Origin of the sequence: Arthrobacter crystallopoietes (genome assembly GCF_002849715.1) — a bacterium.
GTDB lineage: Bacteria > Actinomycetota > Actinomycetes > Actinomycetales > Micrococcaceae > Crystallibacter > Crystallibacter crystallopoietes.
This window is the reverse complement of sequence record NZ_CP018863.1, coordinates 3,367,276-3,386,760: the sequence shown is the minus strand read 5'-3', so window position 1 is coordinate 3,386,760 and position 19,485 is coordinate 3,367,276. Positions and strand designations below refer to the sequence as shown.

The window sequence follows — 19,485 nt, the reverse complement described above, 5'->3', positions numbered from 1 at the left end:
CCGCCGTCGCAGGCGACTCGCCGTCACCCATGCGGGGGCCATGCTTCTATGCAAAGATGGGAACTCCAGAACAAGCCGTCGAAAGGGTGACTATGTCCGGGATTGCCTCCTACATTGACCACACGCTGCTCAAGCCGGACGCTTCCCGTGAAGACATCCTTGCCGTGTGCAAGGAGGCCGTGGAGCACAAGTTCGCCTCTGTCTGCACCAACCCGCTCTGGACTGCCCTGGTACACAACACGCTCAAGGGTTCCGGCGTAAAGACCTGCTCCGTCATCGGATTTCCATTCGGAGCCACTCCCACCGATGTGAAGGTCTACGAGGCCCGCGGCGCCAACCTCGACGGCGCGGACGAAATCGACATGGTCATCAACATCGCCGCAGCCCGTGCCAACGACCGCAACTCGCTGTACACAGACATCGCTGCCGTAGCCGATGCCGTGCACGTCGGCGGGGCAGCGCTGAAGGTCATTCTGGAAACACATTTCCTCACCGACGAACAAAAGACCTTGGTCTGCGAGGTCGCGGCCGAAGCGGGCGCGGATTTTGTGAAAACCTCCACCGGTTTCAGCGGCGGCGGGGCAACCGTTGAAGACATCGCCCTGATGCGCAAGGCGGTCGGACCGGAGCTCGGAGTCAAGGCATCGGGGGGCATCCGTTCACTCGAGGACGCGCGCGCGATGCTCGAAGCCGGCGCCACGAGAATTGGAGCGAGCTCATCAGTGGCTATTGTTAACGGTGAGCAAGCTACTTCTGCATACTAATCCGCTCAATTTTGGGTACTACTTTTAGCACGGCATTAACGAGGAGAATCAGTTCCATGGCAACCCCCAAGCAGCGTTCCCATTCCGGCGAAGGCCACCTGGTCAGCAACATCATCACCTTCGTCATCATGATGGTTCTCTTCTGCGCCAGCCTGGTCGCCTTTGGCCTGGAGCCCCAGATCGGCGCAATTCCGGCTTTCGGCATCGGGCTGCTGCTCTTTGCCCTCGCGTTCTTCATCCCCAAGGAGATCCTTGGGCGCTCGGACTCGCACGAAGAACTCAACACTTCCCGCTAGGTCCAGGCTTCACAGCCCCACACACCTGGGCGCACAGCCTTTAGTTGTAGGAGAACTCCGGTGCTCGGCTCTGGCCGAAAACCCGGTGGCACCTACAGCTGGGCTGTGCGCTCAGCTAGTTAACGCAAACTAATTTGCCTCCCGCAGCGTGACATCCGTCAGGGTCGTCTGCTGTGGGCTCCTGAGGCAGTAACAGATGACGTAGCTCACGCGCTGGGATGTAAACTGGCTCACGGTGTGACGGGAAGTCTGGTCGTCGAGTACGTCCGTGATGTCAAAAACCGTCTGGAGAACCAGTGACTAACCCCGCCCCCGGAAACGGCAAGAAGACCATTCTTAGCCGCGGCAGCTATCCGGAATATGTCCGGCTCAGCGACCTGATGCGCAAGGAAACCGTCGGCGGCATCATGCTGCTGATCGCCGCCGTAGCAGCGCTGATCTGGGCCAACTCCCCTGCCGCGGACAGCTACTTCGCCATCCGCGACTTCAAGATCGGCTACGAGCCCTGGCACCTGGATCTGAGCATCGGGAAATGGGCCTCCGACGGCCTGCTGGCGATCTTCTTCTTCCTCACCGGCCTGGAGCTCAAACGGGAATTCGTCGCCGGCGACCTGCGCTCCCCCAGCCGAGCGATCGTACCCATCGCCGCGGCCTTCGGCGGCGTCGCAGTTCCGGCTCTCATCTACGTGGTCATCAACCTCACAGCCGGCCCCGAGGCGCTGCGAGGCTGGGCTATCCCCACCGCGACCGATATCGCCTTCGCCGTCGCTGTCCTCGCTGTCATCAGCTCGCACCTGCCCAGCGCCCTGCGCATCTTCATCCTCACCCTGGCCGTGGTGGATGACCTGATTGCCATCGCGATCATCGCCTTTTTCTACACGGCCGAAGTCCACGTCCCGTTCCTGCTCCTGATGTTCGTTCCGCTGGCGCTGTTCGCATTCCTGACCCAGAAGTACGCAAAGTTCTTCGCCAAGAACCACATTGCCGCGTGGGTCATCCTGCTGCCGCTGGGCATCATCACCTGGGCTTTGATGCACTCCTCCGGTGTGCACGCAACCGTTGCCGGAGTGCTGTTGGGCTTCATGGTGCCTGTACTGCGGAGCAAAAAGGACGGCGGCGCGGATGGCGGGCCCGGCCTCGCCGAGCAGTTGGAGCACCGCTTCCGTCCGCTCTCAACCGGCTTCGCCGTTCCCGTATTCGCTTTCTTCTCCGCGGGCGTCGCCTTGGGCGGCTGGGATGGATTTGGCGCTTCCCTCACGGATACCGTTGCCCTGGGTATCATCCTTGGCCTGTTCCTTGGCAAGCCCATCGGCATCATGCTGACCACCTGGACCTTGACCAAACTCAGTAAGGCCAATCTGGACCCGACGCTCAAATGGATCGATGTCTTTGGCATCTCGATTCTCGCCGGTGTTGGTTTTACCGTCTCTCTGCTGGTCAATGACCTCAGCTTCGTCCTCGGCAGCGAGCACCATGACCATGCGAAGGTGGCGGTGTTGACCGGCTCCCTGGTTTCCGCCCTGGTTGCTACCGTCATCCTGCGCGCCCGCAACCGGCACTACCGCAAGATCGAGGAAATCGAGACCGCAGACACGGACCAGGACGGCATCCCCGATGTGTTTGAGGGTGAGGGCCGAAGCTAAGCCGGTGCTGCCGATTGCCGCTGCTTTGACGAGGCCGTTGTAGTTTGCCGGTCCCAAGAGCATCAAAGAGACTGGCGAAGACTTCGCTCGGACAATCTTGAGGCGATCTTGAGTCTTTCTTGCCCTGCATCCTGAGCATCTCACAGCAAGATGAAACCCATAGCGAACTGCAGGACCAGGGATCATGTGCGGGCGGCCGATTGACGGGCAGGAGGGCGGTAGCAATATGCCGAAAGTTGCGCCGCTTGTCTCGCTGGAAGCGCTACGTCGACTCGCGGCTGAGCTAGAGGATGAAGAGACCTGCCGTACATTCGTCGGGAGCTTCATCGGCACCTGGGATGAGAGGCAAGCCCGTTTGCGCCAAGCTATCCAGGCTTCCGATGCAAAAGCGGCCATGGACGTAGTCCTGAGCGTGAAGGTTTCCAGCGCGATGGCCGGCGCCGGAAGGCTGTCCCAGTTGGCAGGAAACCTGCAAGTGATGCTCCTCCGTCTGGGTGAGGACATCAGGACTTCCTGCACGATGGACCTGTTCGAAGAGATCAGGGCGTGCGGTTGCGCCACCATGGTCCAGCTACAAGCGGACTACTTGGAACCGCAGACGGGTGATCGCGGCATTTAAAGTGCGTCAAGCAGTCCGGCACCTGGGGAGGGCTAAGCCGGTCGCTCGGATGCGGCGGGGTCGGTTAGCGGAGAGTCTTGGGGGCTAGCCGGTAACCGACTCCACGAACCGTCTCCAGCCAGCGCGGCTCGCGCGAATTATCGCCCAGCTTCCTGCGCAGATTACCGATATGGACCTCGATAGCACGCATATCGGCATCGCTGATGAACGAGCCGGTGTCATAATCCTCATAGCGGAGCCGGCGGACAAGGTCCGTCTTCGTGCGCACAACGCGCCCACTTTCCATTAACGCCTGAAGCAGGTCGAACTCCGTACGGGTCAGCTCAATCTCCTGGCCGTCGACCTCGGTGGTTCGCGTGCGGTGGTTCAGCAGAAGCCCATTGTGCGAGTAAGTGCCGGCCTGGTTTCCATTAGTCGCCGGTTCGGCCACCTGAGCCTGACCATTGTCTCCCGGCTGCTCCGGTCCATTGACCGGTGCAGCCGGCACCCGCGCCTGCCCCGGGGAACGCGCACCAGTGTCGCCCATACGTGGCCGCCGGAGCATGGCCGCGACGCGGGCCCGCAGTTCGCGCGGGCGGAAGGGTTTGGTGATGTAGTCATCGGCGCCGGATTCCAAGCCCAGCAAAGTATCCAGCTCTTCGGCACGGGCGGTGAGCATGATGATGTAGCTATCGCTGAAGAGACGGATCCGGCGGGCCACTTCGAACCCGTCCATATCCGGCAGACCAAGATCCAGAGTGACAATGGACGGGTCGTGTTTCTCTACGGCTTGTACGCCTTCTTCGCCGCTCGCCGCAGCATGGACCTCGAAGCCGGATTGAATCAGAACAGCCTCGATGAGGTCCCGTATGTCCCGGTCATCTTCAACAATGACCGCTACCCGTGATGCTTCCAAAATCCCCCCGAACTTTTTGCCCGCACACCCATGATGCACCTCGATGCAACAACTGTTCGTATTATACCTTTCACCACGGACAGTTTTTCCGGCGCTGACGGGCTAGCATTGCCCGAACGGGACAGCTCCACCTTTATACTGAATTTCCGGCGGGTAGAACAGGCTGTGCCGGGTATCAGGTCTCATCTGCTGCAGCAACAGGAAACCGGGGAACATGTCCGCAGTCGTCAAAAACGCGCTGGCCATGATCGGCGTGCGGAAGCAGTTTCATGAGCTGAATCTGCGGTACCGCGTCTTCCTGAGCCAGATGCCGCTGGTGATTTGCGTGGCCCTGGTGGCGTTGGTGGCGGCAATCTTCTTCCCGACCACCCTTGACAACGTCGCTTTCCAGGCGGGGCTAATCATGCTGGCAATTCTGACGGCAGCCAGCTTTCTGGTCCCCTGGGATCGTTTGCCCTACCCCACCTACTGGGTCATCCCACTGCTGGATTTCGTTGTCGTGGCAGCGCTGAGGACAGGCGGGGCGGAGTCGCTGAGCGGGCTGAGCATGCTGGCGGTTTTCCCGGTGTTCTGGTTGGCATGGTCCGGCATTGCGCCAGTTACCGCCAGAATCATCAGCTTCTTCGCACCCTTGCTGCTGGTCTGGGTACCAGTCCTGACCTCCGGTGAACCGGTCACTGCAGCCGGGCTGGCCGATCCTTTCCTGATTCCCATCATCATGCTCGCCATCTGCGTTACGGCGTCGATATTCAGCCTGAGCGAGACGGACAAACAGGGAGTTCTTGAAGCCAAAGACCGCGAACTACAGGCTGTTCTGGATGAAACCAGGGACCGCTCCAGGCTCATGCAGACGATGATGGACACGGTCGGCGTCGGCCTGGTCGCCGTGGACAAGGACGGACACGACATCCTGATGAACCGGCGCCAGCTGCAGAACCACATGCTGGCCGCTCCCCCGGGAAATAATGACCCCAACGAACGCCAGCTGCACGTGTATAAACCGGACCGCACCTCGCCCATCCCGCCGGAGGAACGGCCGGTACTGAGGGCCGTGCGCGGGGAGACCTTCTCCGACGAATTGGTCTGGATCGGCGAGGGCAAGCAGCAACGGGCCATGTCCATCTCCGCCAGATCCATGCGGGACGACGACGGCACCTTCGCCGGTTCTGTAGTTGCCTTCAGCGATGTCACGGATCTGGTGAACGCCCTGGCTGCCAAAGACGATTTCGTGGCCAGCGTGTCGCACGAGCTGCGCACACCGCTGACCTCAATCATCGGCTACCTCGATCTGGCGCTGGAAGAAACCCAGCTGAAGGATCCGGACGGATCCATGGCCGTATGCCTGAGCGTGGCGCTGCGCAATGCAGAGCGGCTGCTCCAGCTCGTCTCGGACCTTCTCACTACCGCCTCCGGCCCCGCCAAGATCGAGCAACGCAGCGCTGATCTGGCCGAGGTCATCGCCTCCTGCCTGGCCTCGGCAACGCCCCGGGCGGAGGAAGCCGGCGTCGTGCTGGTAAATGAAAGCCCCGACGATCTCGAGGCATTCATTGACCATGACCGCATGTGCCAGGTGATGGACAATCTGCTCTCCAATGCCATCAAGTACTCCCCCGCCGGCGGCCGCGTAACCGTCAGTGCGTGGCGGGCAGAGGGCAGCGTCGGCTTCGAGGTGGAGGACCACGGCATGGGCATTGCGGAAGAAGACCGGGGCGGGGTCTTCACCAAATTCTTCCGCACTCCCACGGTCCGCCGCGCAGCCATCCCCGGAGTTGGCCTTGGCCTGGTGATCACCAAGGCGATCGTGGAAGCGCACGGCGGCACAATCGACTTCACCAGCGAGCTCGGCAAGGGCACCACATTCAGGGTCCTGCTTCCGGCCCACGGCGGTGACCCGGTCCGTCCCACGGAGGCGGCGTCGGCGGACAGGATTTGATGCGGCAAACGTTAGGGACCAAGCTGGGGACGTGGGCAGCGAAGTTGGGGATGCAGGGTAAGGAGTTCGGGACGAAACTGGCGCTACTGTCGGCACGATTGAAGTCCGCCGTGCTGGCGATACGCCGGTCGCGGCCCTGGGCCGGGCTGGAGTCCTGGTTCCGGCGAAGGCACGATGCCAAAAACGAAGCCTGGCTGCTGACCGCACCTGCCGGTGGGCGCCGCGGGCATCTGCCCGGCTTCCTGCTGATCGGCTACCTGCTGACAGTGGCCCTGGTCGTCCTGTGGCCAACGCCGGTGGACCGCGATGCGAGCGGGACCATCCTGAAGGTGCTGGCGAAGCTGCACTCCTTCGGCGCACCGGACTGGATCGATTACAACTTCGTCGAGACCAGCGCCAACATTGTGATGTTCGTGCCGATCGGTCTGCTGGGCGGCACCCTCCTGCGCGCGGGCTACCGCTGGATCGCCGTGCCGGCTGCCTTCGCCGTCTCGTTCCTGATCGAACTGGTCCAGGACATGTTCCTGCCCGGTCGGTTCGGGACCATGCAGGATGTGCTCGCCAACACCCATGGCTCGGCGCTGGGCCTGGTAATCCTGTACGCGTTCCTCGAATACCGGCGTATGGCCAACGAGGACGCCGCCGCCGAACATCCGAAACAGATGAACGACGGCGGCACTAACCGCTAGCTGTAATGCTGGGGTTATTTTCGGCTACTTCTGTGCGGCATTGCCCTTGAACTTCATGTCAGCAGTACCGGTGTTGGAGCCACCCTTGGCCGTGCCGTTGACTGCCGAAGTGGTCTCGGCAAAGGTGAGCGTGGTGTGCGCGATCGCGTCGGACATCTCATCCAGCGCCGTCATGCTCACATTTTCGATATCGTCGCAGGCCTGGTGGTAGCAGGGGTCATAGGCTTCCCCCTCCATACCGCCGAATTTTTCCGCCTCCTTAGCCGTCTTTTCTCCCTCTGCACCCGTAAACAAGCCGCCTGCCGGAATGCCGTTCGCGATGAAGGCAGCGTAGTCGGAGCGACCGTCGAAGGCCGTCGGGGCTGACGCTAGCCCCTGCGAGGTGAAGTAGTCGTTGAAGACATGTTCAATGTGGGCCGATCCGTTCGGGCCGACCTGGCCGAAAGCATCGCCGTCGCCGTCGTACACAAAACGCACGAAGTTGGTGGAGCCGACCATGTCGAAGTTCAGGTTGAGTGCGTGCTGCTTGATCTCCTCTTTGCTCAGCTGCGAGACGTAGTAGGTGGAGCCGACGAGCCCGCTTTCCTCGGCGCCCCAGAAGGCGAAGCGCACCCGGTTGCGCGGTCCGTCTTCGTCCTTGTACATCTCGGCCATCTGTATGGCTGTCTCGAGGATGGCCGCGCTGCCGGAGCCGTTGTCGTTGATGCCGGGGCCTTCGGCCACACTGTCCAGGTGGGCGCCGACCACCACGGTGCGGTCCGCGCGTCCGTCGGTGTCCGCCAGGATGTTGAACGTGGTGGAATCTTTGACCTCGGCGTCAACCGTGACGCTTGCCGTTGTCGCCGGATCCTTGGCAAGATCCTGGCCCACTGCGAAGGTCGTGCCGACGGTCGGGATTGCCACCGCTTCGCCCAGCGTGCCGTTCAAGAGGCCGCTCCGGTCGTCCCCGTTGCCTTGATTGAAAATGATGACCGCGGACGCTTCAGCATTCGCAGCCAGCTGTGCCTTTACTCCGAATGTGCAAGTGCCCCGCTGGATCAGTGCGATATTCCCGGGTGTGAAGCCTTCGAAGTCGGCGGCTTCACACCCGCTAGTGGAGGCGGCCGGATCGGCGAAATTCACATCCACTGCTGTTACTGCGGCCGTTACGTCGCCGGCACCTGAGTACTCCATGGTCGTAAAGTCGGTTCCGTTGACATAGGTCTTCTCCGTCGGCGAGACCTGGGCCAACTCCGAGGGCGTGTGTTCAATGAACTGCTGGTAGTCGAAGTACTGGCGCACCGGATCATAGCCCGCATCCTCCAGCTCGGACTCGATGTACTCCGCCCCTGCCTCGTACCCCTCCGTTGCTCCTGCGCGGTTGCCTCCGTTGTCGTTGGCGATCTTTTGGAGTTGCTCAAGGTGGTTATAGATGCCATCAGCAGTAACGGCTTCACGCAGCTTTTCCGTGTCCGTTCCGTTGTCCGCGTTGGCGGGCAGCCCGGCGCCGAGTGCCAAAGCGACGACGGCGGTTATCGCCCCGACACGCTTATTGCGACGATGATTCATTTTCGTCATTCCCCTGATTTCGGTTGAATGTCGCCCGGCATGGCCCCCAACACCGGTCGTGTGGCTGACGTTAGTCGAGGGATTCTCGGGCCGGAAGAGCGCACAACCAGTTCGGCCTTCGAAGAGGCAAAGACATCATCAGGGGTTGACAAAAACCTCTTGCATGATTCGGAAAATGAGGCCGATAGTCACGCTGCCGTCCGGGTTAAGCCCGCTCATTCCTCCACGGCAGTGGCCGTGGCGAAGGCTATGGTGGTGTGCGCCAGTGCGTCCGCCAGTTCCTCCAGCAATTCCGTATCCACATTCTCGATCGTGTCGCAGGATTCGTGGTAGCAACGGTCGTAAACCACTCCCGCCTGGCCGCCAAAGTCCTGCGCTTCAGCCCCGCTCTTCGTACCCGCGTCGCCGGTGAAGAGCCCGCCGGAGGGAATCCCGGCTTTGAGGAACGCCGTGTAGTCGGAATCCCCGTCCAAGAAGGGAGTGGGCGCCGCCTCCAGCCCGCGGTCGGCAAAATAGTCAAGGAAAACGTCCTCGATCTCATCCGAACCATTGGGGACGTTGTCGCCGAAAGTTGAGCCGTCGCCGTCGTGCACAAATCGTACGCCGTTGGGCGAGGCCACCATGTCCAGGTTCAGGTAGACCGAATGCTGCCCGGTCTCGTTGCCGCTGAGTTCGTCCACGTAATGCCGCGAACCGTACAGCCCGTCCTCCTCGCCGCCCCAGAACGCGAACCGCACCTTGTTGGTCGGCTCGATCCCGGAATCCGCCATCCGCAGTGCCGTTTCGAGGATGGCCGCCACCCCGCTGGCGTTGTCGTTCATGCCGGGTCCGCGAGGCACCGAATCCAGATGCCCGCCCACCACAATGATGTGCTCGTCGCTGCCGCCGGTTTCCGCGAGGATGTTGAAGGTCTCGATGTTTTCGCCGTCGCTGTCGTCGCCGTGGCCATGGTCGTGCTCGTAACTGAAGTGCTGGCGCACCGGGTCGTAACCGGCGGCACGCAGCTGCTCCTCGACATACCGGGCGGATTCCTCATAGCCGGATGTGCCGGCGGCACGGTTGCCGCCGTTGGCATCGGCCACGTCCTGCAGGGCCTCGAGGTGGTCCATGATGTTCCGGGCGTCGACGGCCTCGCGCAATGCACCGGTGTCGGCGCTGTGTGTGGGAACCAGCGGCGGCGGAGCGGCGGAACAACCTGCAAGAACAACGACGGCGGCCGCGGCCACTGCGGCAAGACCTGCCCGGGCACCTCTATGCATTTTCATGGATGTTCCCCCTTGCCTTGAAACCTAGCGCATCTGCACGACCGGCGGAAGTACTTTTCGCGTCAAACTCAGGCACAGCCAGAAGCAGACCGCGTAAGCGCCCAGAACCGACGCGGAGACAAGCGACGACGGCAAGAAATCCGCCCCGACCGCGGCATCCAGCAACACCCCGCCTAGCAGCAGGAACAGCCCGCCGGCCGCCGTCACCGCCCCGGGCGCCAGCACACTGGCAATCAGGACCACGGCCACGCCGGCGATCGCCCAGATCCAGCCGTCGCCGGGCAACTCCAACGTCGCCAGGCCGGTGGGCGCGAGGCAGAAGGTCAGCAATACCAGGGCCGCGTAGGTGCATATCCCCACGTCCAGAATGGAACCGTGGCTGCCCATTTTGTGGAGCGTATTGGGCAGCACCGCGATGAACGCGGCGGCCAGCAGCGCAATGTAGGCCGCCGTCCAGAACGGGCGCGGCAGTCCGGCCGCGGACGACTGCGCCGCCAGCTCAAAGTAGGCGGTGGTCGCATAGAACACTGCCGCCGCGGCGATGATGAACTCGATGAAAGACCGGACAAGGTGCAGGCTGACGGACCGCGCGGGCCGCTGCCGGACGAAGCTGCAGAACAACCCATAGGCACCGCCCGCCGCCAGGCCTGCCCCGATCATCTCTGAAATCCCGCCGCCGGTAAGCCCGGCGAACAGGGCCGCTGCCATGACGCCCGTGAAAAACGTGGACGGCAGCATCGCGGGATCGGTCTTCAGCGACCGAGGCGGTTTGCGCTGCAGCGCGAAAAACAGGAACACCAGGGCCAGACACAGCACGCCGACCAGAACCGTTCCATTGTCCGCAGCGGCCTGGACGCGCTCGCTCATGAATCCGGTCATGGCAGCACCAACTGTTCTGCACGGCTGGCTGTTCGGTATTTCTGTCCAGACTGATGGATGGCAGTTTGGACGCGAAAAAGTACAGACATATGAGTTCCCCAACTCCCCAATAATCGCCCATCGCGTGGCCGTCCCCAGATGGCACAAGCGTTTAGGCTTGTCCACACCCTAAGGCATGAACCTCAAGGTCGGCTCAAGTTCCGTAGCGTTTTAATCTTCTCTTCATGTTTGCGGGATACTGTCAATAGGGTTTTTCCAAGAAGTCTCGTTCAAAGGATCTGTATGCGTATCTCCGTCATTGGCTGTGGTTACTTAGGCGCCGTGCACGCGGCTTCCATGGCCAAGCTCGGTCATGAAGTCGTTGGCATCGATGTGGACCAGCGCAAGATCACCGAGCTCCAGGCCGGCCGCGCACCGTTCTTCGAGCCCGGCCTGCCGGAACTGCTCACCGAGGTCCAGGAGACCGGCCGGCTGAAGTTCAGCACCTCCATGGCCGACGCCGAAGGCGCCCAGGTCCACTTCGTCTGCGTCGGCACCCCGCAGCGCAAGGGCGAATACGCCGCGGACCTGACCTACGTCGACTCCGCGTTCTACGAGCTCATCCCGTACCTGCACGAGGGCGACATCGCCGTCGGCAAATCCACCGTTCCCGTGGGCACCGCCGCCCGCCTGGCCGACATGGTCGCCGCCAAGGCACCCGGCGCCGTGCTCGCCTGGAACCCGGAGTTCCTGCGCGAAGGCCACGCCGTGAAGGACACCCTCACCCCGGACCGCTTCGTCTACGGCGTCCCCGCCGGCGAAAACGGCGCACGCGCCACCGCCGCCCTGGACGAGGTCTACGCCACCCCGCTATCCAACGACACCCCGCGCCTCGTGGTCGACTACGCCACCGCGGAACTGGTCAAGACCGCCGCGAACTCCTTCCTGGCCACGAAGATCTCCTTCATTAACGCCATGGCCGAGGTCTGCGAAGCCGCCGGTGCCGACGTGTCCGCCCTGGCCGACGCGATCGGCATGGACGAGCGGATCGGCCGCAAGTTCCTCAACGCCGGCGTCGGCTTCGGCGGCGGCTGCCTGCCCAAGGACATCCGCGCCTTCATGGCCCGCGCCGGCGAACTCGGCGCCGACCAGGCCCTGACCTTCCTGCGCGAAGTCGACGCGATCAATATGCGCCGCCGCTCCCGCGTGGTCGAACTGACCCGCGATCTGGTCGGCGGCTCCCTGATCGGCAAGCGCATCACCGTCCTCGGCGCCGCATTCAAGCCCGAGTCCGACGACGTGCGCGACTCCCCCGCACTCAGCGTCGCCCAGCAGCTTCAGCTGCAGGGCGCCACCGTCACCGTCACGGATCCGGAGGCTCTGCCCAACGCCAAGGGCCGCTTCCCCGAGCTGTCCTACGAACCGGATACCAAGACCGCGCTGGCCAAGGCCCACGCCCTGGTACTCCTGACCGAGTGGAAGGAATACCGCGAACTGGACCCGGCCGCCGTCGCAAATCTCGTGGACGAGAAGAAGATCCTCGACGGCCGCAACGTTCTCGACGCCGCCATCTGGCGCGAGGCCGGCTGGACCTACAAGGGCATCGGCCGCCCCTGATCCCGACGGCCGGGGAGGAACCCATGAACGCGATCGTCCTCGGCTGGGATCCTGCCGATTGGGATGCGTGGCAGCCGGCCTTCCCCGAGGTGGTGGAGCTTGTCGCCGAAACCGGCGGGTTCCGGACCAGATGGAGCCTTGGCTTGGCGGAAGATCGCGCCGGGCAAGCACAGACTTCCCCGAGCCCAGGCCCGGCCCCGGCGCCGGAGCTTTCCCCGGGCACCGAGGTGTGGCTGCTGCTCACGGGCGGGAAGCACCGCGGGCTGATCGGCCATGGCGTGGTGGGACCGGACGGTGTCTCCACGCCCGGATCCGCAGGCTTGGAATCAGGCGCCGCCGTCGACGTCGTTTTCGACGCCCTCCTGCGCCAGGGCGAACATGTTCCCTACGACGAGCTGGCTGACCGCGTGCCCGGTGTGGAGTGGGACTCGGTGCGTGGCTCGGGTGAGCCGATCCCGCCCTCCGAACTTCCCGCACTGCGTGACGCCTGGGGCGATTATGCCGGGCCGTCGCAGTTTGAGGCGACGCTGGCCGTGCCGGGGGCGCTTCCGGATGAGGCGCTGCTGAAGGTTGCCGCCAACCGGTACGAAATCAGCCCGCGGGCGAGGACGGCCTGCATCCGCCACCATGGAACCAGCTGCGCGGCGTGCGGTTTCAATTTCGGGGCGGCCTACGGCGGGCTCGGCAAGGACTACATCCAGGTCCACCACATCGTTCCGGCCGTCGAACAGGGCACGGACTATCAGCTTGATCCGCTGACCGATCTGGTGCCGCTCTGCGCCAACTGCCACGCGATGGCGCATCAGCGCACGCCCGTCCCGTACTCCCCGGCTGAACTGAGGCGCTTGATGGCGGCACCGCCGCATGTTGCCGGAACAGTGCTGAGCCCCGAGGAGGAAGCGGCCCAGCGGGATGCCGCCCGGCTGCTGCAGATCAAAGGCACCGGGAACCAGGACTGACCTGACGGGCTACACGTTGCTGCTTTCGCCGAGGACGCGCAGCCGCTCCTGATATTCGTCCAAAGTGATCCGGCCGTGGGCCAGCCTCTGGTCCAGGATCTGCCGTGCCACACTTCGGGGCGGTGGTGCATGATGCGTTGCTGCCGGGTGCAACAGGAACGGCTCCTGCCCGCCACGGGTTGCGGTCACAAAGGCCCGCACCACCATGACAGCCAGCAGCACCACGACCATCAGCAGCACCAGGCCGAACAGCCAGGCTCCTCCGACTAAGAACCATTCTGCATTCATTGCAATGCATCTCCCTCGACGCGAAGCAACCTTGCCGTAGAGCCGCGGGCAATGTCGCCTCTGAACGGTGTTCCTTATAGCCAGATTACCCATCTCCGGCGTGGAGATACAGGGGTGCGCGCGCCACCGCAACGTAAACGTTGCAACATAACTTTTTCCCAAGCACCGGGACGAAGAATGGCACCGGAGCGCAGTAACAACTGCACCGCTCGTATTCATTGACACCACTTGCAGAAGCAGCGCAAGGTAGAGACACCGACTGCGCTGTTTCAGGGGGCAGCATGAGCAACAGATCCTGGTCAGGCACGGAACCAACCGGCCCGGCAGTATGGCGCAGGACCGGTATCGCGGTGGCCCTTGCGGCATCGCTGGCCGCGGGTCTGGCTGTCCTGCCGGGAACCGCCGCCCTTGCGGCGCCCGATCCGCGGTTGTTCGAAGCCCAGCCCGGTGCGGCAAGCGTGGGCGATAAGTACTTCCCGCAGGCCGGCAACGGCGGCTACGACGTCAAGCACTACCAATTGGACCTGTCCTATCATCCGCCCACGGACAAGCTCGACGGCGTTGCCACCATCAGCGCCCGCGCCGCCCAGGATCTGTCCGCCTTCAACCTGGACTTGCGCGGACTCTCGGTGGAGTCCGTCGAGGTCAACGGCCTCTCGGCCTATTGGTCTGTTCCGGAGGACGGGGAGCTGAAGGTACGGTCGCCGCAGAATATCCGCGAGGGCGACAAGTTCAGCGTGGTCGTCAAGTACTCGGGCGTGCCCAAGACCATCAAGGAGCCAGGCTTGGCCGGCTTCATCCACACCGAAACCGGCGCCACCGTCACTGGCCACCCGCTGACCGCTCCCACCTGGTTCCCGTCCAACAACCACCCGCGGGACAAGGCCACCTTCACCTACAACATCTCCGTGCCGGACGGCTGGGAAGCCCTCGCCAACGGCGCGCTGAAGGGCAAGAAGTCCAAGGGCGGCCGGACCACGTGGACGTGGGAAGCCAAGGAACAACTGCCGGCGTACCTGGCCTCGATGAGCGTGGGCGAGTTCGAGATCGACTCCTACGCCAAGGACGGCATCGACTACTGGGACGCGCTGGATCCGGAACTGAAGTCCGTCATCACCCCGCGCAACGGCAACGGCCTGGCCTGGTCCCACACCTCGGACTCCTCCTACAAGCGGCTCAGCCGCACCATCAGCATTCCCAACGACGGCGCCGAGCTGTCCTTCTGGCTCGAACGCGACACGGAACCGGGCTGGGACTTCGCGTTCGTGGAGGCCCGCACCGCCGGCGCCGAGGACTGGACCACGCTCAAGGACACCACCGGCCACGCCACCGACGACACCGGCCTGGCCTGCCCGGCCTGGCACGAGGTGCACCCGTTCCTCAAGCATTACCAAACCGACGACGGCGAGGGCGGCTGCACGGCCGAAGGCACCTCGGGCAAGTGGTGGGCTGCCAGCGGCACCAGCGACGGCTGGGAGAAGTGGGAGTTCGACCTGTCCGCTTACAAGGGCACGGACGTGGAGCTCTCCATCACCTACGCCAGCGACATCAACGGCCAGCGCGACGGCGTGCTGATCGAGGACATTATCGTCTCCACCGACGAGGGCACCACGTCCTTCGAGAACGACCGCAACCGGGACCGGCTGGAAGGCTGGACCATTCCCGGTGCGCCGGAAGGCAGCCCCGGCAACGAAGATGACTGGGAAGCCGGCGTTTCCACTCCGGTCTCCATCGGCGCCCGGGTTGAAAAGGGACTGGCCCGCCAGCCCGAAATCATCGGTTTCCTGGCCGACAATTTCGGTGACTATCCCGCCGAGGCGGCCGGCGGCGTCGTAAGTGGAATTGACGGTCTGGGGTTTGCGCTGGAGAGCCAGAGCCGGCCGACCTACTCGGAAGACTGGTTCTACGATCCGGCCAGCGCCGACTCGATGATGGTGCACGAGCTGGCGCACCAGTGGTTCGGCGGCAGCCTGTCGATCGCCTCGTGGCGGGATGCCTGGCTGGCGGACGGTTTCGCCACCTACGCACAGTGGCTGTGGAACGAGGAACAGGATCTTGGCAAGGCCCAGGATGCGTTCGAATTCTACGGCGGCATTCCGGCGGACGATCCCTTCTGGGACCTGCGCATCTCGGATCCGGGGGCGGAGCGGGTCTTCGACGCCTCCGTGCAGGCCCGCGGCGCGATGGTGCTGCACGCACTGCGCGAGGAGCTCGGCGACGACACGTTCTTCGGCCTGCTGAAGAGCTGGAGCACCGGAAAAGCCGGCAAGGTTGTCTCCACGAAGCAGTTCATCCAGTTCGCCCAGGAGTACTCGGGGCAGGACCTGACGGAGCTGTTCGACACCTGGCTCTTTACTCCGGGGAAGCCCGGTGCCCTGTGACGCGATCAGGTAACGGCGGGCCACCCGCGGTATCGAAACGACAACACCAGCGTGTTTCCGCCACCCACGCCACAGCCGAGGCCTACAGTGGCTTTACCTTTCCTGGGGAGGAAAAATGTCAACTGAACAGAACCTGGACATCGGCAACTTCCTGACAGTATCGGACGTCGCAGCCCGGCTCAATGTCAGCAAGATGACCGTGTACCGTTTGGTCCACTCCGGCGAAATGCCTGCCGTACACATCGGCCACTCGTTCCGGATCAACGAGACGGCGGTCGCGGACTATCTGGCGGACGCCGCCGTGGAGGCCGATCCGTCGAGCTGACGCGCGGGCGCCGCATCCGTACAAGACAGTAGGATGGACTCTGATCCCAACCGAGACCGATCTTTGGAGTCCACCTATGGCCTTGAGCGCCTCCACCAACCTGTCCCACCCCGTTGCCCAGGTCACCGAGACCTTTGTCAGCGCGGACTTCCTCCGCCACATCAGCGAAATGGTCGGCGGCAGCCTGGTCTCCGTGGAGCAGGAGGGCGACGTTGATGGTCCCTTCACCCTCACCGTGGTCCGGAATATTCCCACTACCCGGCTCCCGGACATTGCGCGCAAGATGCTGGGCGAGTTCCTGAACGTGACGCAGACCGAGCAGTGGCAGGCACCGGAGGCCGACGGCTCCCGCACCGTCAACGTCGGCGTCAAGATCGCCGGTGCGCCGGTTGATGTGGCCGCCGTGCAGAAGCTGGTTTCCGATGGCGGTTCCACCCGCGTGGATCTCGAAGGCGAAGTCACCTCCGGCATCCCGTTCCTCGGCGGCAAGATTGCCTCCGCAGCCGAGCCGATGCTGGGCAAGGCGCTGCGGATCCAGGCGGAGCAGGCCGAAGCCTGGATCGCCGGCCGGGCATAGGGGCTTACCGACTGTGAACGTACCTGCCGCCCTGTCCTGGGTCCTGGTCTTCGCCGGCTTGTGGAGCGTCATCGCCTGGGTGCCGTTCCTGCTCCAAGTCTGGAAGGACCCGCGGTCCAAGGACGACAAGGGCAATATGACCAGCTACCTCACCACCCGGTTCATGCTGATCACCACGTCGATGATCCTGGGCATCGCCACGCTGGTGATCGGCTTCCGGCTGCTGGCAGGCTAGCTTCAGCCCCCTGGCGGCTTAGCTTCAGCCTACTTGCCGAGGTTTTCCCGCGAGAACGTCCCTGCCGCACCAGATCGTCCCTCCCACGAGGGCGTCGGTACCGGCAGGGACGTTCTGGCGTTAACGGGAGCTGGCCGTCCGGCGCCGGTGCCCTCCGTCAAAGCCGGACTTGGTTAGAACAGCGAACCGCGGATGAGGTGGCCGTAGTAGATCGAGCCCGGCCGCTGCGGGTCTCCCTCGTAGCCGTGGTCCGGGTTGTCGTTGTTGTACTTCTCGGTCGCATCCACGAAGCTGTCCACCACGTCCGCCACGGATCCGGTGCAGGTGCCCTGGTTCAGGCAGAGCGCCACGGTTCCGGCCACCGCAGGGGAGGCAAAGCTGGTGCCGTGCGGGGAGGCTGTACCACCGCCGCGGGCCGTCGTTTCAACACAGACGCCCGGTCCGGCGACGGTGTGCTCCAGATCGTCGCCCTGCGTGGCGAAGTTGGAGAAGCTCGCGGGCCTGTCATCGTTGGCGTAGGCACTCACGTCCTGGCCCAGGCACACCGGCGATGCCTCGCCGCCGGGCCTGCCGTCGAAGTCGCCGATCGCCGTCGCCGTCAGTACCTCGTCGTAGGCGGCAGGAACGACGCCGGCCACATCGGTCGCACCGTTGCCGGCCGCCACCACGTAAGTCACCCCGGCCTCGACCGAACGGCAGATCGCCGCATGCATCGGGTCCCCGCTCTGGCTGCCGCAGGCGCCGTCGTCGGTACCCGGTCCGGCGATGCTCACGTTGGCGACCGCGATGTCGTTGTCCGCATTGTTATCGGTCCGCGTCTGGGTCACCCAGTCATAGGCGCAGATCAGGCTGGACTCCGAGATTGTCCCGGCGTCGCTCAGCACCCGCACGGACCAGATCGGTGCGCCGGGAGCCATTCCCACCACGCCCAGATCATTGTCGCGGGCCGCCGCCACACCGGCCACCGAAGTGCCGTGGCCCATCACATCCACCGGCGCCGGCACGTTTACCGCGGAGCCGCTGCTGCAGTCGACGCCGCCGCGGACGTTGAGGTCCGGATGCGTGGCATCGACGCCGGTGTCGATGACGGCAATGTTCACGTCGACGGAACCCGCGCCGTCGCCGGCTTTGGCACTGGACTGATCAGCCCCGGTGCGCGTCACGCTGACCGGCGTCTTCTGCGCCGCGAGGGTGAACTGCCGGTCCAAGGCGACGTACGCCACCGCCGGATCATTGCCCAGTTGCTCGGCGTTGGCAGCGGTCATGCTCGCGGCGTAGCCAGAGATGGCCTCGCTGTAGGTCGAGGTCTCGTCGACGTCGAATTCCTTCTGATGGTCCGCCGCGACGTCCTCGACATCGGCAACGGAGTCCTTTAGCACGACGATGTAGTCGTCTTCGGTCTCGGCCAGTGCCGGCGATCCGAGAAAAGCCATTCCGGCCGTAGCAGTTGCCGATGCGGCCAGAATGGCCAGCCACCGGCGCGCTGCTGGATGCAGACTCCCCATGATTTCCTCCGAAGCAGGTTCGATCCCAATACCCCAAAATCGATATGCGGCCACCTGCCCCCAAGCGCTTCACCATATCGTTATAAACCCCTTTGGAATCACAGTATGGACCCCGGAGGAAGAGGCGTCCATAGCTGGGGCGAAATCATGTTCCGCATGACGTTTCGGCCAGGATATCCACCGTTTCCGGAGGTGAGTCCGGATACGGAGCCGGAGGCCGACCTGCCCTGCGCGGCCTTCCTGCACGCCGGCATGGGCGGATCCTGAGGCTGCATCTCTATGGGCGTGGACCACAGAATCTTCCTTAATCCCTCCAGCGCATCCGGCGCAGCGGGAAATAGCGCATTAAATCAGCACTAATTTTTCAGCTCCTTTCGGGCTTACCGTGGAAAGAGGCGTCGTCCGTCCCGGACGACCTGACATGGAGGTTCTGCCGTGACTGTTACCACCAGTGTTGCCGACTGCAGCGTGACCCGCTGCGGGTTCAATGATCATGAAGGCTGTACCGCGTTTGCCATCACCGTCGGCGGAGGCGAAGACCATGCCGCCTGTGCAACGTTTGTTGACATCGGAAAGCATGGCGGCCTGCCCAAGGTTCTCGCCCAGGTGGGTGCGTGCCAGCGGGCGGAGTGCGTCCACAATGAAAGCCTGCTCTGCAACGCACCCGAAGTCCACGTCGGCCCCGGTGCAGACAACGCGGACTGCCTGACGTACTCACACAAGTAGCAGCGGGTCCGCCCGGTCACGGGCTTCCAGTACCGCAGCGCTAATAGCCTGGCCCTTGCGCTGGAGTGGTCCACCGACCGCTCCAGCGCATTGCCATGCCGAAAATCGGCATGGCAATCACGATTCCGGCGGATGAAACGATGTACCCGCCGCCTTGGCGGCGGATGGAGTCACAGGTGAATAACATCCGTTGCAGCCCCTCTGCGCCCTCCGTAACGTGAAAAACACGGTACGAAAAAAGACCGCCCGGAATAGGGGAGTCCGTCACAACACACCGCCGACCGCTCGATACTGAATTGCCGACGAGGAGAAACCATGACAGACGATAAAGCCGCCAGTCTCCAAAAGCTCAGCGACATTGC

General features: G+C 63.5%; 19 protein-coding genes. 13 read left to right on the top strand and 6 right to left on the bottom strand.

The window, feature by feature from the left end; genetic code table 11:
* Positions 1-56 precede the first annotated feature (56 nt).
* From deoC to AC20117_RS15790, 4 genes are all read left to right on the top strand, one after another.
* Positions 57-764: a deoxyribose-phosphate aldolase gene (gene deoC / locus AC20117_RS15805; protein ID WP_074698725.1), complete on the top strand. Its 708-nt coding sequence runs from the start codon at positions 57-59 to the stop codon at positions 762-764.
* A gap of 56 nt (positions 765-820) precedes the next feature.
* The gene (locus AC20117_RS15800; protein WP_074698728.1) at positions 821-1,060 is read left to right on the top strand and encodes a hypothetical protein; all 240 of its coding nucleotides are present in this window, start codon (positions 821-823) and stop codon (positions 1,058-1,060) included.
* 296 nt (positions 1,061-1,356) lie between these two features.
* Entirely contained in the window at positions 1,357-2,703 is a 1,347-nt protein-coding gene (nhaA, locus tag AC20117_RS15795) for a Na+/H+ antiporter NhaA (protein ID WP_074698730.1), read from the top strand.
* A gap of 226 nt (positions 2,704-2,929) precedes the next feature.
* Complete coding sequence (locus AC20117_RS15790) at positions 2,930-3,322, top strand: Hpt domain-containing protein (RefSeq protein ID WP_158300482.1); 393 nt, start codon at positions 2,930-2,932, stop codon at positions 3,320-3,322.
* Positions 3,323-3,386: 64 nt separating this feature from the next.
* Here AC20117_RS15790 and AC20117_RS15785 read toward each other — a convergent pair whose 3' ends face one another.
* Positions 3,387-4,217 carry a response regulator transcription factor gene (locus AC20117_RS15785; RefSeq protein WP_074698734.1) on the bottom strand — a complete coding sequence of 277 codons (831 nt, stop codon included), beginning with the start codon at positions 4,215-4,217 and terminating at the stop codon, positions 3,387-3,389.
* 214 nt (positions 4,218-4,431) lie between these two features.
* On the opposite strand from AC20117_RS15785, the gene AC20117_RS15780 reads away from it, so the two are divergent.
* Positions 4,432-6,150 (top strand): sensor histidine kinase, encoded by a 1,719-nt coding sequence (locus tag AC20117_RS15780; RefSeq protein WP_074698736.1) that lies wholly within the window; start codon positions 4,432-4,434, stop codon positions 6,148-6,150.
* Between the two features lie 50 nt (positions 6,151-6,200).
* Positions 6,201-6,839 carry a VanZ family protein gene (locus tag AC20117_RS15775; protein WP_158300481.1) on the top strand — a complete coding sequence of 213 codons (639 nt, stop codon included), beginning with the start codon at positions 6,201-6,203 and terminating at the stop codon, positions 6,837-6,839.
* 24 nt (positions 6,840-6,863) lie between these two features.
* Here AC20117_RS15775 and AC20117_RS15770 read toward each other — a convergent pair whose 3' ends face one another.
* The 3 genes from AC20117_RS15770 to AC20117_RS15760 all read right to left on the bottom strand — a co-directional run bounded on the left by AC20117_RS15770 (position 6,864) and on the right by AC20117_RS15760 (position 10,531).
* Positions 6,864-8,396: a M28 family peptidase gene (locus tag AC20117_RS15770; protein WP_236777336.1), complete on the bottom strand. Its 1,533-nt coding sequence runs from the start codon at positions 8,394-8,396 to the stop codon at positions 6,864-6,866.
* A 206-nt stretch (positions 8,397-8,602) separates the two neighbouring features.
* Positions 8,603-9,652, bottom strand: coding sequence for a M20/M25/M40 family metallo-hydrolase (locus tag AC20117_RS15765; protein WP_083339486.1), 1,050 nt, complete (start codon positions 9,650-9,652; stop codon positions 8,603-8,605).
* A 24-nt stretch (positions 9,653-9,676) separates the two neighbouring features.
* On the bottom strand, positions 9,677-10,531 hold the full coding sequence (locus AC20117_RS15760; protein ID WP_074698740.1) for a hypothetical protein: 855 nt from the start codon (positions 10,529-10,531) through the stop codon (positions 9,677-9,679).
* A 282-nt stretch (positions 10,532-10,813) separates the two neighbouring features.
* Between AC20117_RS15760 and AC20117_RS15755 the strand changes: the two genes are divergently transcribed.
* Entirely contained in the window at positions 10,814-12,127 is a 1,314-nt protein-coding gene (locus tag AC20117_RS15755) for a UDP-glucose dehydrogenase family protein (protein WP_074698741.1), read from the top strand.
* Positions 12,128-12,150: 23 nt separating this feature from the next.
* Positions 12,151-13,086: an HNH endonuclease gene (locus AC20117_RS15750; RefSeq protein ID WP_074698743.1), complete on the top strand. Its 936-nt coding sequence runs from the start codon at positions 12,151-12,153 to the stop codon at positions 13,084-13,086.
* Between the two features lie 9 nt (positions 13,087-13,095).
* On the opposite strand, the gene AC20117_RS15745 is transcribed toward AC20117_RS15750, so the two are convergent.
* Entirely contained in the window at positions 13,096-13,374 is a 279-nt protein-coding gene (locus tag AC20117_RS15745) for a DUF1707 domain-containing protein (protein WP_074698746.1), read from the bottom strand.
* 281 nt (positions 13,375-13,655) lie between these two features.
* Here AC20117_RS15745 and AC20117_RS15740 point away from each other — a divergent pair, with 281 nt between their 5' ends.
* The 4 genes from AC20117_RS15740 to AC20117_RS15725 all read left to right on the top strand — a co-directional run bounded on the left by AC20117_RS15740 (position 13,656) and on the right by AC20117_RS15725 (position 16,892).
* Complete coding sequence (locus AC20117_RS15740) at positions 13,656-15,755, top strand: M1 family aminopeptidase (RefSeq protein ID WP_083339487.1); 2,100 nt, start codon at positions 13,656-13,658, stop codon at positions 15,753-15,755.
* 115 nt (positions 15,756-15,870) lie between these two features.
* A complete protein-coding gene (locus tag AC20117_RS15735; protein ID WP_074698751.1) occupies positions 15,871-16,080 on the top strand; it encodes a helix-turn-helix domain-containing protein in 210 nt (69 codons plus the stop codon).
* Positions 16,081-16,156: 76 nt separating this feature from the next.
* Positions 16,157-16,657: a DUF2505 domain-containing protein gene (locus AC20117_RS15730; protein ID WP_074698754.1), complete on the top strand. Its 501-nt coding sequence runs from the start codon at positions 16,157-16,159 to the stop codon at positions 16,655-16,657.
* 13 nt (positions 16,658-16,670) lie between these two features.
* A complete protein-coding gene (locus tag AC20117_RS15725; RefSeq protein WP_074698756.1) occupies positions 16,671-16,892 on the top strand; it encodes an SCO4848 family membrane protein in 222 nt (73 codons plus the stop codon).
* Positions 16,893-17,065: 173 nt separating this feature from the next.
* Here AC20117_RS15725 and AC20117_RS15720 read toward each other — a convergent pair whose 3' ends face one another.
* On the bottom strand, positions 17,066-18,397 hold the full coding sequence (locus tag AC20117_RS15720) for a S8 family serine peptidase (RefSeq protein WP_074698759.1): 1,332 nt from the start codon (positions 18,395-18,397) through the stop codon (positions 17,066-17,068).
* Between the two features lie 435 nt (positions 18,398-18,832).
* Here AC20117_RS15720 and AC20117_RS15715 point away from each other — a divergent pair, with 435 nt between their 5' ends.
* On the top strand, positions 18,833-19,123 hold the full coding sequence (locus AC20117_RS15715; RefSeq protein ID WP_074698762.1) for a DUF1540 domain-containing protein: 291 nt from the start codon (positions 18,833-18,835) through the stop codon (positions 19,121-19,123).
* The last annotated feature ends 362 nt before the right edge of the window (positions 19,124-19,485 follow it).

Coding starts and splice junctions, on each gene's coding strand:
- deoC (WP_074698725.1), top strand. CDS start 57: ATGGGAACTCCAGAACAAGCCGTCGAAAGGGTGACTATGTCCGGGATT.
- AC20117_RS15800 (WP_074698728.1), top strand. CDS start 821: ATGGCAACCCCCAAGCAGCGTTCCCATTCCGGCGAAGGCCACCTGGTC.
- AC20117_RS15790 (WP_158300482.1), top strand. CDS start 2,930: ATGCCGAAAGTTGCGCCGCTTGTCTCGCTGGAAGCGCTACGTCGACTC.
- AC20117_RS15780 (WP_074698736.1), top strand. CDS start 4,432: ATGTCCGCAGTCGTCAAAAACGCGCTGGCCATGATCGGCGTGCGGAAG.
- AC20117_RS15775 (WP_158300481.1), top strand. CDS start 6,201: ATGCAGGGTAAGGAGTTCGGGACGAAACTGGCGCTACTGTCGGCACGA.
- AC20117_RS15770 (WP_236777336.1), bottom strand. CDS start 8,396: ATGACGAAAATGAATCATCGTCGCAATAAGCGTGTCGGGGCGATAACC.
- AC20117_RS15765 (WP_083339486.1), bottom strand. CDS start 9,652: ATGAAAATGCATAGAGGTGCCCGGGCAGGTCTTGCCGCAGTGGCCGCG.
- AC20117_RS15760 (WP_074698740.1), bottom strand. CDS start 10,531: ATGACCGGATTCATGAGCGAGCGCGTCCAGGCCGCTGCGGACAATGGA.
- AC20117_RS15755 (WP_074698741.1), top strand. CDS start 10,814: ATGCGTATCTCCGTCATTGGCTGTGGTTACTTAGGCGCCGTGCACGCG.
- AC20117_RS15750 (WP_074698743.1), top strand. CDS start 12,151: ATGAACGCGATCGTCCTCGGCTGGGATCCTGCCGATTGGGATGCGTGG.
- AC20117_RS15745 (WP_074698746.1), bottom strand. CDS start 13,374: ATGAATGCAGAATGGTTCTTAGTCGGAGGAGCCTGGCTGTTCGGCCTG.
- AC20117_RS15740 (WP_083339487.1), top strand. CDS start 13,656: ATGAGCAACAGATCCTGGTCAGGCACGGAACCAACCGGCCCGGCAGTA.
- AC20117_RS15735 (WP_074698751.1), top strand. CDS start 15,871: ATGTCAACTGAACAGAACCTGGACATCGGCAACTTCCTGACAGTATCG.
- AC20117_RS15730 (WP_074698754.1), top strand. CDS start 16,157: ATGGCCTTGAGCGCCTCCACCAACCTGTCCCACCCCGTTGCCCAGGTC.
- AC20117_RS15720 (WP_074698759.1), bottom strand. CDS start 18,397: ATGGGGAGTCTGCATCCAGCAGCGCGCCGGTGGCTGGCCATTCTGGCC.